A 12,670-nucleotide genomic window follows, 5' to 3' on the forward strand; every position below is an offset into this window, starting at 1 on the left:
CTCGCAGGATCGCGCCGTCAGGCGCCGCCGAACCTCTCGGTGCGGATCAGGGCGGGGTCGTGGCCGAGCTCGACGAGCGACGCCGCGACCGCCGCCACGAACCCGTTGGGGCCGCAGACGAACACGGACGCGCCCGGCGGCAGCACGAGGCTCTCGATCACGGCGGTGTCGAGCCGGCCGGGCGGGCGCGACGACCCGGGCGGCGCGACGCGGGTGTACACGCGGTCGACCGTCGCCGTTCCTGCGGCCTCGAGCGCAGCGAGCTCGGTGCGGAAGTACTCGGACGCAGGAACTCGCATGGAGTACACGAGCCGGAACTCGGCGGCGCTTGTCGCGCTCGCGGCCCGCGCCCGCAGCATGGCCATGAGCGGCGCCACGCCCGAGCCGCCGCCGATCAGCTGCACGGGAGCGGGGTCGGCCTCGTGCCACACGAACCACCCGCCGATCGGGCCGCGGATCTCGACCGGGTCGCCGACCTCCAGCCCGTCGACCAGGTAGGGCGACACCTCGCCGTCGGCGAGCTTCTCGACGGTGAGCTCGACCTCGTCGGCGGCGAGCGCGTGCCCCGCGGGGCCGCGGCTCGGAACGGCCGACAAGGAGTACGAGCGGACGGCCTGGTAGCCGTCGTCGGCGGTCAAGCGCACGTCCACGTGCTGCCCGGGGAGCACGTCGAGGCCGCCCGACCCGTCAGAACCGCCGGACCCGCCCGACCCGTCGGAACCGCCGGACCCGTCGATGCGGAGGCGGATCGTGCGAGCGCTGCTCGTCTCGGACCGGGCGCCGACGCAGACCGCCCGGCGCCAGGTACCCGTCACGAGTAGCGCTCCTCCTTCCACGGGTCGCCGTGGGAGTGATAGCCGAGGCCCTCCCAGAACCCGGGGGTGTCCGTGGGCATCGTCTGGATGCCCTGGACCCACTTCGCGCTCTTCCAGAAGTAGAGGTGCGGGATGAACAGGCGCGCCGGCCCGCCGTGGTCGGGGGCGAGCGGCTGACCGTCGAAGGTGTGCGCGATCCACGCCCTGCCCCCGAGGAGGTCGGCGAGCGGCACGTTCGTCGTGTAGCCGCCGTAGCTGTGAGCCATGGCGAACTCGTGCTCGGTGTCGAGGCCGTCGAACAGGGTGTCGAGAGAGACCCCGCGCCAGCGCGTGCCGAGCTTGGTCCAGCTCGTCACGCAGTGGATGTCGGTCGTGATGTCCTCCTGCGGGAGGGCCAGGAAGTCGTCCCAGCTGAGCGACTTCGCGCCGTTCTCCGTCGCGATCTGGAGCTCCCAGCGCTTGATGTTCGGCGTCGGCCCGGCCGAGAGCACCGGGAAGCCGCGCTCCAGGTACTGGCCCGGTGGCAGATCCGAGGCGGCCTTGCGGCGACTCGCGGTACCGGTGAAACCGACCAAGGGGGCCTCCTCGACGTGGGTGAGACCAGCCTGGCACCTCGCGACCCGCGAAGGAAGGGACGGAACGGTCGGTCTCACCCTCCGGGGTGATGCGGCCCGACGGTCGGGCGTGAATACAATGTGATGTGCTGGACCGAGACCCTGCAACAACGAGTGTCGCCGTAGCCGAGCCCCTGACATCGCCGTCGCGTCTGCTCACAGCAGCGAGACGGCTCCCGTGGTGGGGCGCAGTCCTCGCTCTCTACGGCCTTTCGCGCGTCTTCTCGACGGCGATCCTCTTCGTGCTCTACCGGGTCGCCGCCACCGCTCCCGGCCAATACGCCGACGGCTACGTCGACGGCGGCTCGTCGAAGGGGTTCCTCGGGTTCCTCGGAACGATCTGGGATGCCCGCTACTACGTGCAGATCGCCCAGCACGGCTATCCGCACCAGCTGCCGGTCGCGACGGACGGCAGCGTGCAGCCCAACGCCTGGGCCTTCCTGCCGGCCTTCCCGTGGGCGACCCAGATCCTGGCCCAGATCACCGGCTGGGACACCGCCGCCGTCGGGGTCGGGGTCGCGACGGTGTTCGGCGCCCTCGCCGCGCTCATGCTCCACCGCCTGCTGCGCCTCCGGGTCGACGAGCTCGGCGCGCTCTGGGGCACCGTCTTCTTCGTCTTCGGGCCGATGGCGTTCGTGCTGCAGGTCGGCTACGCCGAGAGCATGTTCCTCTTCCTCATGTTCACCGGGCTGTGGGCGCTGATGACCCGGCGGTACGTGACGCTCATGTGGTGCGGGGTGGTCGCGGCCTTCACTCGACCCGGAGCGCTCGCGCTCGCGCTCGCGCTGCTGGTCGTGGTCGTCGTGCGGTTCTGGAAGGAGCGCGACGACTTCCCGAAGACCGAGCGGGCGTCGGCCGTGTTCGCCGGCGTCGTCATGGGCGCCGCCGGGCTCGCCTGGCCGCTCATCGCGGCGGGCATCACCGGCGACCCCGACGCCTACCTGAAGACCGAGATGTCATGGTGGGTGCAGGTGCTCGGCTTCGAGCCGAAGTTCGTGCCGCTGACGCCGTGGTTCATCATGCTGGTCCACTTCCTCGGCATCCTGGGCGCCGTCGTCGTGCTCGCGATCGCCGCTCTCTGGATCTACGGCATGCGCAAGCCGTCGCTCCGCCGGCTCGGGCTCGAGGTCCGGGCCTACCTGACGTCGTTCGCGCTGTACCTGCTGGCGGTCTTCCTCCCGCAGCAGAGCATCGCGCGGCTCATCATGCCGCTGGCGCCGCTCGTCGCCGTCGACAGCATCACGCACCGGTCCGCGCTGCGGCGAATGGTGCTCGCGTCGGCGCTGGCGTTCCAGGTGTCGGCGGCGGTGACGCTCTGGCTGACCGGACCTCCGTGACCGTGGACCCCGCATTACGGCACGCGCGCAGCGTCGCTGCCGGGGGCGGACGCCGCTTCCGGGGGGTCTAGGCCCGCGCGGCCGACTCGACGGCGGCGCGGCGGCCTGCCGTGAGCCCGGCCTCGACGCGCTCGAGCAGCCGGAGCACCCGCGCGCCCTCGACGGGGTCGACCTCGTCGCCCAGCGCCTCGGCGATCAACGCCGACCGGGCGGCGCGCAGGCGATCGAGGTTGGCGTCGGCGGCCGCCGTGTGCCACAGCTGCACGCGCCGGGCGTCCGACGGATCGGGCCGGCGCTCGACGAGGCCACGTGCCTCGAGCGTCCTGAGGGCCGCGCTGAGATTGCTGCGCTGAAGGCCTGTCCCGACAGCGACGTCGCTGGGGCTCGACCCGGGATTGCGGTGGATGTAGCGGATGACCATCTGCTCCGAGCCGACGAGCTCGACGACGTCGTCCGGAAACCCGTGCGTCTGGATCTCGCGGGCGACCGTCACCACGAAGTCTGCGAGGTCGGCCCAGGGAGCGTCGTCGGCCAGGGTGTTCACGCCTCGATCTTAGGCGCTCCATCAGTTATAGTTTTATAACTATGACTGCTACTTCGACCGACACCGCCTCCCGCGCTCTGCCGACCGGCCACCGCGGCCTCACGCCGAGGCTTCTCGTCGTCCTCGCCCTGCTCTCCGCCCTCGCCCCGTTCGGCACCGACCTCTATCTGTCGGCGTTCCCGATCATGACGCGCGAGCTCGACACCACGGCCACGGCCGTCCAGCTCTCGCTGACCGCCTTCCTCGTGGGCATCGCCGTGGGCCAGCTCCTCTTCGGCCCGCTCTCGGACCGCGTCGGACGCTTCCGCCCCCTCCTCATCGGCGCTCTCGTCTGCGTCGCGGCGAGTGCCGTCGCCGCGCTCGCCCCGACCGTCGGAATCCTGATCGCCGCTCGCTTCGTGCAGGGGCTGACCGGCGCCGCGGGCATGGTCATCGGCCGCGCGATCATCTCCGATCTCGCCACCGGCAAGGCGGCGGCCAAGGCCTTCAGCCTGATGATGATCGTCGGCGGCGTCGCCCCTGTCGTCGCCCCGCTGGTCGGGAGCCTCCTGGTGTCGAGCATCGGCTGGCGCGGCATCCTCTGGGTGGTCTTCGGGATCGTGGGCGCGAGCTGCGTGGCGGTGGCGCTGGTGGTCCGCGAGTCGCACACCCCCGACAGGCGGCGGGCCGCCCGGGAGAGCACGGCCCCCGCCGGGTGGGGTGCGCTGCGGTCGCGGGAGTTCCTGGGCTACACCCTGGCTTTCGCGTTCGCCTTCGCGGTGATGATGGCCTACATCTCGGCCAGCCCCTTCGTGTACCAGGTGATGATCGGTCTCTCGGCACCGGCGTACGGCGCGCTCTTCGGGCTGAACGCCGTGGGGCTCGTGGCGATGAGCGCCGTCGCGGCGAAGCTCGCCGCCACCCGGCCGGAGCGCTCGCTCGTGCGGGTCGGCCTCCTGCTGATCCTCGCGGCGGCCGTCGCGATCCTGGTGCTCGTCGTCACCGGCGCACCGGTCGCACTGCTGCCGATCCCCCTGTTCGTCGCCGTGACGAGCCTGGGCCTCGTGCTCGGCAATGCGACGGCGCTCGCGCTGGGTGCGGTTCCGAGGGCGGCAGGAACCGGCTCGGCCGTCCTCGGGGCCCTCCAGTTCGGGCTCGCAGCCCTCGTCTCGCCCCTCGTCGGACTCGGCGGGGAGCACACCGCTCTGCCTCTCGCCATCGTCATGACGAGCTCGGCCGTCGTCGCTGTCGCCGCGTTCCTGGTGGTCGGCCGCCGGCGCTGAGGCTTCGCCCCCTCGATGCGGGCGTTGCCGGATCGGGCGAGGCGTGGTGCACTGGGAGAGCGTGCGAAGTGGGGCGCCCCTTGACCCGCGACGCCCGATCGGACCCCATGACCCCTCGCCGCACCCGCTCTCTCGCCCGGCGCCTCGCCGCCGTCGCCATGGTCGGCGCGGCTGTGGCCGTGGTCGCGTCGGCCTGCACCTCGGGCTCGACGACCAGCGAGCCCACGCCGAAGGAGACCCCGACGCCCACCCCGACGACGATCCAGGCCGAGTCGAACCAGACGCTGTACGCCGGAGGGCTGTACGTGCAGGCGGACAGCCTCGCCGCCCGCGCGGCCGTCACCCTGCGTGACAAGGGCGACGACACTGCCGCCACGGCGGCCGAGGAGATCGCGAAGACGTCGACGGCGATGTGGCTCGGCGACCAGTACTCGGTCGCCGAGGTGAAGAAGGTCGTCGCGAAGAACGTCGCCGCCGCCGAGAAGGCCGGCACGACGCCCGTCTTCGTGCTCTACGCCATCCCCAACCGCGACTGCGGCGACTTCTCGGCCGGCGGCTGGTCGGAGAAGGAGTACCCGGTCTGGACTCAGGCGGTCGCCGACACGCTCGAGGGCCACCGCGCCGTCGTCATGGTCGAGCCCGACTCGCTCGCGATGCTCACCAACTGCCCCGACGAGACCGAGCGGCGGCTCCCGCTCGTGAAGCAGGCCGTCGAGCAGCTCGCGGCGGCGAAGGTCCCCGCCTACCTCGACGCCGGCAACAGCCACTGGGTCCAGCCCTCCGTCATCGCCGAGCGACTCGAGAAGGCCGGCATCGCCGACGCCCGCGGCTTCTTCACGAACGTCGCCAGCTTCTATCCGGTCGACGACGAGCGCGCCTTCGCCGAGAAGGTGTCGGCGCTGACCGGCGACTCGCACTACGTCATCGACGTGTCGCGCAACGGCCAGGGCTGGAAGGGCACCTGGTGCAACCCGTCGGGAGTCGGACTCGGGCAGGCGCCGCACGTGACCTACGGGACCACCGGGCTCGACGCGCTGCTCTGGATCAAGACGCCGGGCATCAGCGACGGCTCGTGCAACGGGGGGCCGAAGGCGGGCGTGTGGTTCTCGTCGTACGCCGAGCGCCTGGTCGCGCTGCGACGGTCGTAGGTCGCGCCGGGCCTCTAGAATCGGTCGGTGATCGTCGCCGCCATCGTCCTCTTCGTGCTCGCCGCCGTCGTGATGGGCACGACCGTTCTGGCAGCGGCCGGCGTCGTCAAGCTCAACGGGGCTGTCGGCATCAGGATCGGGCACTTCCTCGACTCGCAGGACGCCTGGGAGGCCGGGCACCTGAAGGCGCTCCTCCCCGTGACCGTCGGCGGGCTCGTCGCCGTCGCGGGCGGGCTCGTCGCCCTGCAGCCGGCGCCGTCCGCCGGGCTCGTCGTGGTCGCGTACGTGTTGCTGTTCGCCTTCCTCACGTGGGGCATCGTGCGGGGCAACGCGGCGGCGGCCGGCGCGCCGTCAGCCTGAGGGTCGGCGGCGGCCGGGCAGTTCCTGCGCCCGACATTGACAGGTGAGAGTACTTACGCGAGAGTAGTCGCATGTCGTCCATCCGCCTGTTCATCCTCGACGCCTTCGAGCGCTACGGGGAGATGCACGGGCACCAGCTCCGCCTGCAGGCGGAGCAGGAGCGGATCTCGCTGTGGACCGACGTCAGCGTCGGCGCGCTGTACGGCGCCCTCAAGCGGCTGGCGTCCGACGGGCTGCTGACCGAGGTGCGGACGGAGCGCGAGGGCAACTTCCCCGAGCGTCAGGTCTACGCCATCACCGAGAGCGGCCGGGTCGCTCTGACGCAGCTGCGCCGGTCGACCCTGCTCGAGGTCGTCCACCGCCCCGACCCGTTCGACCTGGCACTCGCCCGGCTCGACCCCGAGCGCCTCGACGACCTCCCGCGTACGATCCAGGAACGCGCCGACGCCCTCGAGAAGCTGCTCGCCGACACCGTCGCGAACAACGAGCGAGCCAAGCCCTGGCTCTCGACCGGCGAGGAGTTCGTGATCGCTCACGGTGAGCACCGACTGCGGTCGGAGATCGACTGGCTGCGCTCCCTCCAGCAGCACCTTCCGGCGATCGTCGCCGACGAGAAGTCGCGCGTCGAACCCGACCGGGCCACCCCCTGACTCCTCACCCTCCCCCTGTTCTCCTCTCCCCTGCTGTTCCAGAAAGGCTCCGCCGACCATGACCACCGCCCCCGCGGCCGCCACAGCCGGCGCTCCCGCAATCCCCAAGACGGCGTGGCGATCCCTCGTCGTGCTGCTCATGGGCATGTTCATCGCCCTGCTCGACACGACCATCGTCAACGTCGCGCTCCCCACCATCCGCACCTCGCTCGACGCCTCCGAGTCGACGATCTCGTGGATCATCTCGGGCTATGCGCTCGCGTTCGGCCTCGCCCTCATCCCGGCCGGCCGCATCGGCGACCGCATCGGACACAAGTGGGTGTTCTTCACCGGCATCGCACTGTTCACTGCCGCGTCGTTCGCCTGCGGGATCTCGCAGACCGACGAGCAGCTCGTCATCTTCCGCGTCATCCAGGGTCTGGCCGGCGGCATCTACGTGCCTGCCGTGACCGCGTTCATCCAGCTGCTCTTCCCGCCCCAGGCCCGCGGCAAGGCGTTCGCCATCATGGGCAGCGTCATCGGCGTCTCGTCGGCCCTCGGCCCGATCGTCGGCGGCCTCCTGATCCAGGCGTTCGGCGACACGGACGGCTGGCGGACCGTGTTCTACGTGAACCTCCCCATCGGCGTCGCGACGTTGATCCTCGCTGCGATCTGGCTGCCGAAGCGCGACAGGTCGGCACCGCGTCCGCCAGCCGGGCTCGACTGGATCGGCGTGATCCTGGTCTCGGCCGCACTCGTCGCTCTGCTCGTGCCGCTGATCCAGGGCCAGCAGGCGGGGTGGCCGATCTGGACCTACCTCACCATCGCCGGCGGAGTCGTGCTCCTCGCGCTGTTCGGCCTGTGGGAGGTGCGCGTCTCGCGCAGCGGGCGTTCGCCGCTCGTCCCGCCGTCGCTCTTCCGCCACCCGCAGTTCACCGGCGGCCTGATCCTCGCACTCGTCTACTTCGCCGCGTTCACCAGCATCTTCTTCACGATCTCGCTGCTGTGGCAGACGGGCCTGCAGCACACGGCCCTCGAGTCGGGTGCCGTCACGATCCCGTTCGCCGTCGGCTCGATCCTCGGCTCGTCGCAGAGCAACCGCCTGTCGCAGCGCCTCGGCCGCACTGTCCTGATCATCGGCACGGCGCTCGTCGCGATCGGCCTCATCGTGATCTGGCTGCTGCTCGTCAACGTGTCGGGCCAGGACCTCACGAGCTGGATGCTGCTCGCGCCGCTCTTCGTGGCGGGCCTCGGCAACGGCCTCTTCATCGCCCCGAACGCGCAGTTCATCGTCGCGACCGTCGACCGCAAGGACGCCGGCTCGGGCTCCGCGGTGATCTCGGCCATCCAGCGCATCGGCTCGGCGATCGGCATCGCCGTGATCGGCTCGGTGCTGTTCGGCACCTTCGTCTCACCCACCGCCGGCAAGCCGACCTCGAACACGCCCGCCGCTATCGCAGCAGTGAAGCGAGACGTCCTCGACCAGCTCGCGACCAACTTCACCTCGGCCTCCGCCCACGCCATGCTCGTCAGCGCCATCTTCGCCGTCGCGGCCTTCGTCCTCGTCTTCGCGCTGCCGAAGCGCGTCGGGTTCGGCGGCGGCCACGGGGGCGGGGCGCCTGCCGGGAAGGGTGCCGATGCACCTGCCGGCGGTGCGGACGGCTCACGGCCTGACGACGGGGACGGCGCGTCGGCGAAGGTGGCCGAGCCCGTCGGGGCCGGTGCGCCCCACCACGGGGCGCACGCCGCTGATCCCGCGCATCCTGCCGAGCCCGTGCACACGGGAAACGGCGCTCACGCCGGCACTCCGCACCACGGCGACCACGCGGCCGACGTCGAACCCGACGCCGGATCTCCCGCCGCCCGCTGATCTCCGCATGACGAACCGCCCCCGAGCTCAGGCCCGGGGGCGGTTTCGTCTGCACCCGGGAGAGCCGGTGCGCGGCTAGCCGGCGATGCGCACGAAGTGGTGCGGGGCGTCCCAGATGGGGCGGACGCTGACGTAGCCGCCCGGCTTCGGAGCGTCGAGGATCATGCCGTTGCCGGCGTAGATGCCGTCGTGGTCGTCGCTGTCGAAGACCACGAGGTCTCCCGGAACGGCCTCGCTCTGCGAGATAGTGGTGCCGGCGGCGTCCTGCGAGGGGACGTAGTGCGGCAGCGAGATGCCGAACTGCGCGTAGACGTACATGATCAGGCCCGAGCAGTCGAACGAGCCGGGGGTGTCGCCGCCGTGCACGTACGGCGTGCCGAGGTACTGCAGCGCGACCTGGTAGACCTCGGCGCGGTCGAGCTTGGCGTACTTCGGCTTGGCGAGGTAGTCGGCGGCGGTGGGGCCGGTCCACTCGTAGATGCCGAGCTTCTGGCGGGCCGCGATGGCCGAGACCTCGTAGTCGACGACCGAGGTGGCGCCGTACGAGTCGCGGCCGGAGACGGTGTTCAGGACGCCGGTGGCGACGTCGTACGTCTGGCTGCCGGTGGCGACGACAGTGGTCGTGCCGGTCGGGGAGGCGTAGGCGGCGGTCTGTGCGGACTTCAGGACGGGCAGCACGGAGGTCGCCAGGATGCCGCAGACGACACCGACGATCACGCCGCGACGGGCGGCCAGGGCGATGCGGGCCCCGCGGCGGCCGGCTGGGGCGGCGATCGCCGGACGCTGAGCCGGACGGGAGACGACGACGCGGGAGCGCCCGGTCGGCTCGACGGCGGAGGGCACGAAAGTCTGGCGGCGGCCCGCGACGACGCTGCTGGGGATGCTGGCGGCGAGCCCCGAGAGGGCAAGCGGGGCGGTGGTGGCCGCAGGTGCGACCGGGGCGACCGCGGTCGGCGCGACGACCGGCGAGACCGGGGCGGGAGCCACGGAGGCTGCAGGTGCCATGATCGGCGACACGGGCGCAGCAGCCACGACCGGCGAGACCGGGGCGGGATCCGAGGCCGAGCCCGACATGAGCTCAGCGGCGGCCGCAGCCTCGCGAGCGGCACGGGCGGCGCGACGCGGGCTGATGACCGGATCGATACCGAACGGGGCCTCGGCAAGGGCGGACACAGACGACGCGACGGCCGCACGACGGCCCGAGCGCCTCGGTTCGGCGGCGATCCGGACTTCGACCGAGGGTCCGGTGGTGCGGGGCTCGGGAGTCGGGTCGATCGTGTGCATCGGAGTCCACCCTAGGGGGAATCCGGCCCGAGGCCAACCTCTGATCCTGGGCGTTCGTTATCTTCCTGTTATCCACCCACAGGATGATCTCGATCATCCGAGAGGGTCTCTCTCAGGAAGGTCACCGACGCCTCGAAGGCATCACGCGACTCCGGCAGGTGCGCGTGGAACTGGTACTCGTGCGGCATCCCGGTGCCCTCCGGCCAGAAGAGAGTCGACACCGGCACGCCCAGCTCGCCGAGGCGCTGCGCGAACGGCCTCGACTGCGAGGCGGTCAGCGGGTCGGCGTCGCCGCCCGACACGAAGGTCGCCGGGTAGCGCTCCGTCACCGCCCGGATGGTCGACATCTCAGGAGCCCCGCGGCGCGACCCCGTGTACGCCCAGAGCGCCTTCGCGAAACCCCACGCGATCACCCCGCGCCGATCGTCGACCGCTCCGACGTCGTAGATCCCGCAGTGGAGGACGAGCGCGCGCAGCTGCCCCGGCCGCAGCGGCGGCGTCACGCCCACCTCGGCGGCGTACTTCGAGTTCGTGACGACCGCCGCGACCTGGCTGGCCAGCTGCGCCCCGGCGGAGTCGCCCGCGAGCACGATGCGCTCGGGGTCGACGCCCAGCTCGGCGGCGTTGGCGACGAGGTGCCGCAGCGCGTCCGAGATCTGCCTGACGGGGGTCGGATACCCGGCCTCCGGCGCGATCGTGTAGTCGACGCTCACGGTCGTGAACCCCTCCGCGGCCAGCGCCTGCACGTAGGGCGTGACATGCGAGCGCGTGCCCGAGACCCAGGCGCCGCCGTGGATCCACACGATCGTGGGCCTGGCGACCACGTCGCCGAGCGGCCGATGCAGGTCGTAGCGCGTCTTCTCACGCGCCGGGCCGTACCGGATCCCGAAGCGGTCGACGACGGGGCCCGCCGTCGAGTACAGCCGCATCTCCCGGGCGCAGGAACCGGCATCCCGGTCGAACAGCCACCGTATCGCCGCCACCGCGGGCCGCGGCGACACCAGTTCGACCACGGCCACCGCGGCGCCCGCGGCTGCCGCCGCCACCCCCCACCCGAGCTTGCTCATCGCCCCAGTCTGCCGGTGCGAACCTCCGAGCTGCACCGGCCGCAGGGCTACGGCCTGGGGCGGGCGCCGCTTCATCGGGTCCGCCGCCGACGCGGTCAGGCGCGCGCGGCGGCCAGCTCCGGGTACAGCGCCTCGAGCGGCGCGGCGAGGCCGGCCTTCACCTGGGCGCTGATCTCGTCGGCCAGGACCTCGTGCTCGCCGGCGACGAGCCCGTCGTAGGCCACGCGGACCACGTCGGACGCCTCGCCCATCTCGGCGTCGATCCCCTCGGTCATCGGGGTCGCCGTGTAGCCGAGGTGCAGGCCGAGCACGTGCGTGCCCTGGCCGGCGAGCTCCAGGCGGAACGAGTTGGTCGCCGACCAGAACGCGGCCTTCGTCGCCGAGTAGACGCCGCTGATGCCAATCCAGCTCAGGACGGAGTGGACGTCGATCAGGCCCCCGCCGCCGTGTGCCGCGAGGACCGGCGCGAACGCGCGGACGACCTCGACAGCGCCGAAGAAGTTCGTCTCGAAGAGGACGCGGACGCTCTCCATCGGGCTGGTGAGCAGCGAGTTCTCGGTGCGGCTGGAGATGCCGGCGTTGTTGACGACGATCGTGGTGTCGGAGGCCGCGTCGGCGGCGGCGCGGACCGACTCGGGGTCGGTGACGTCCAGGCGGAGCGGCACGATGCGGGCGTCGCCCCAGTCGCGGGGCGTGCGGGCGGTGGCGTAGACCTTGCTGGCACCGCGCTCGAGGGCCTGCGCGACGAACTGCTCGCCGAGGCCTCCGTTCGCACCGGTGACCAGGACGACTGCATTGGTGAATTCGACGGACATGAGAACTCCTTGCGTGAGATGGGCTGACTTGCTTAGTGCAACCCAGCCGGGCAGGAGCTATTCCGGATTCGTGCGGGCGCCGTGGCCGGGGTAGGCGTCGGTCGTCTCGAACGTCACGTCGTCGATGCCCAGAGCCGCGCCGTCGGCCGTGACGAACGCGACCGACGCCGGTGCTCCGCCGTCGACGGTGCGGCGGACGACGGTCGGGCCGGCGGCGCGGGGCTCGTACTCGTCGCCCCACTGCTGCAGGGCGGCGAGGACCAGCGCGAGGTCGGCTCCCGCGCGCGTCGGGTGGTAGCTCGGGCGGGTGCGAGTTCCTGCGTCTCGATACGCCTTTCGCTCGAGCACCCCGCCGTCGACGAGCCGCTCGAGCCGGTCGGTCAGGACGTTGCTGGCGATGCCGAGCGCCGCCTGGATCTCGGCGAACCGCGAGCGCCGGTACATCAGGACCTCGCGGAGGATCAGAAAGCTCCAGCGGTCGGCGATCAGGACGAGGGCGCGCTCGATCGAGCAGTACGGAGTGACCGGGGTCAACTCGGGGCGCGCCACGTCAGCGCCCCTGCCGCTTCTTGAACGGCTTGGGCTCGCCCTTCAGCACCTTGCCGCGGCCGACGCCCTTCGATGCCTTGGCCTTGCCGCCGGCGGGCTTCGGCTCGGGCGGGGGTGGCGTCGAGGGCTTGGCGAGCTCCTCGTAGGCATCCGCGAGCGCCTGCTGGCCGGCGCGGGTCAAGCGCGGCACGGCCTCGCTGCGGTCGAACAGCGCCTTGCCGTACTCGGCCTCGATGGCGGCCAGCGACGAGTTGAGCTTCTGGCGCGAGATGTCCAGGATCTGGGCCGCGCGCGGGAAATGGAGCTCTTCCGCCGCGACGACGAAATGGCGGAGCTGCGCGATCTTCACGGCGTCAGCCTAGGCGCACCCGTCGGG

Annotated in this window: 14 protein-coding genes; 6 read left to right on the plus strand and 8 right to left on the minus strand. The window is 71.7% G+C overall.

Annotated elements, in window-relative coordinates; translation table 11 throughout:
• Positions 1-17 precede the first annotated feature (17 nt).
• Together AC07TY_RS16210 and AC07TY_RS16215 are read right to left on the minus strand one after the other, a co-directional pair.
• Positions 18-815 carry an FAD-binding oxidoreductase gene (locus AC07TY_RS16210; RefSeq protein ID WP_494785992.1) on the minus strand — a complete coding sequence of 266 codons (798 nt, stop codon included), beginning with the start codon at positions 813-815 and terminating at the stop codon, positions 18-20.
• Complete coding sequence (locus AC07TY_RS16215) at positions 812-1,390, minus strand: sulfite oxidase-like oxidoreductase (RefSeq protein ID WP_488625063.1); 579 nt, start codon at positions 1,388-1,390, stop codon at positions 812-814. The genes AC07TY_RS16210 and AC07TY_RS16215 overlap by 4 nt, the downstream gene beginning before the upstream one ends.
• 125 nt (positions 1,391-1,515) lie before the next feature.
• On the opposite strand from AC07TY_RS16215, the gene AC07TY_RS16220 reads away from it, so the two are divergent.
• Positions 1,516-2,766: a mannosyltransferase family protein gene (locus AC07TY_RS16220; RefSeq protein WP_494785993.1), complete on the plus strand. Its 1,251-nt coding sequence runs from the start codon at positions 1,516-1,518 to the stop codon at positions 2,764-2,766.
• Positions 2,767-2,833: 67 nt separating this feature from the next.
• On the opposite strand, the gene AC07TY_RS16225 is transcribed toward AC07TY_RS16220, so the two are convergent.
• Positions 2,834-3,310 carry a MarR family winged helix-turn-helix transcriptional regulator gene (locus AC07TY_RS16225; protein WP_233579944.1) on the minus strand — a complete coding sequence of 159 codons (477 nt, stop codon included), beginning with the start codon at positions 3,308-3,310 and terminating at the stop codon, positions 2,834-2,836.
• Between the two features lie 41 nt (positions 3,311-3,351).
• Between AC07TY_RS16225 and AC07TY_RS16230 the strand changes: the two genes are divergently transcribed.
• From AC07TY_RS16230 to AC07TY_RS16250, 5 genes are all read left to right on the plus strand, one after another.
• Entirely contained in the window at positions 3,352-4,572 is a 1,221-nt protein-coding gene (locus AC07TY_RS16230) for a multidrug effflux MFS transporter (protein ID WP_488625065.1), read from the plus strand.
• A gap of 107 nt (positions 4,573-4,679) precedes the next feature.
• Entirely contained in the window at positions 4,680-5,720 is a 1,041-nt protein-coding gene (locus AC07TY_RS16235; RefSeq protein WP_494785994.1) for a glycoside hydrolase family 6 protein, read from the plus strand.
• Positions 5,721-5,747: 27 nt separating this feature from the next.
• On the plus strand, positions 5,748-6,080 hold the full coding sequence (locus AC07TY_RS16240; RefSeq protein WP_494785995.1) for a hypothetical protein: 333 nt from the start codon (positions 5,748-5,750) through the stop codon (positions 6,078-6,080).
• Positions 6,081-6,151: 71 nt separating this feature from the next.
• Positions 6,152-6,730, plus strand: a complete 579-nt coding sequence (locus AC07TY_RS16245; protein ID WP_494785996.1) for a PadR family transcriptional regulator — start codon at positions 6,152-6,154, stop codon at positions 6,728-6,730.
• A 58-nt stretch (positions 6,731-6,788) separates the two neighbouring features.
• Positions 6,789-8,579, plus strand: a complete 1,791-nt coding sequence (locus AC07TY_RS16250) for an MFS transporter (RefSeq protein WP_488625070.1) — start codon at positions 6,789-6,791, stop codon at positions 8,577-8,579.
• 75 nt (positions 8,580-8,654) lie between these two features.
• Here the strand turns inward: AC07TY_RS16250 and AC07TY_RS16255 are convergent, their stop codons facing one another.
• From AC07TY_RS16255 to AC07TY_RS16275, 5 genes are all read right to left on the minus strand, one after another.
• Positions 8,655-9,863 (minus strand): C40 family peptidase, encoded by a 1,209-nt coding sequence (locus tag AC07TY_RS16255; protein WP_494785997.1) that lies wholly within the window; start codon positions 9,861-9,863, stop codon positions 8,655-8,657.
• Positions 9,864-9,931: 68 nt separating this feature from the next.
• On the minus strand, positions 9,932-10,930 hold the full coding sequence (locus tag AC07TY_RS16260) for an alpha/beta hydrolase (protein ID WP_488625072.1): 999 nt from the start codon (positions 10,928-10,930) through the stop codon (positions 9,932-9,934).
• Between the two features lie 95 nt (positions 10,931-11,025).
• Positions 11,026-11,745 carry an SDR family oxidoreductase gene (locus AC07TY_RS16265; protein ID WP_494785998.1) on the minus strand — a complete coding sequence of 240 codons (720 nt, stop codon included), beginning with the start codon at positions 11,743-11,745 and terminating at the stop codon, positions 11,026-11,028.
• 57 nt (positions 11,746-11,802) lie between these two features.
• Entirely contained in the window at positions 11,803-12,294 is a 492-nt protein-coding gene (locus AC07TY_RS16270; protein WP_494785999.1) for a winged helix-turn-helix transcriptional regulator, read from the minus strand.
• A gap of 1 nt (position 12,295) precedes the next feature.
• Positions 12,296-12,643, minus strand: a complete 348-nt coding sequence (locus AC07TY_RS16275) for a LysR family transcriptional regulator (RefSeq protein WP_123505829.1) — start codon at positions 12,641-12,643, stop codon at positions 12,296-12,298.
• Positions 12,644-12,670: the final 27 nt, after the last annotated feature.

The sequence above is a fragment of the Frondihabitans sp. GW821-FHT04F02 genome (assembly GCF_059420045.1).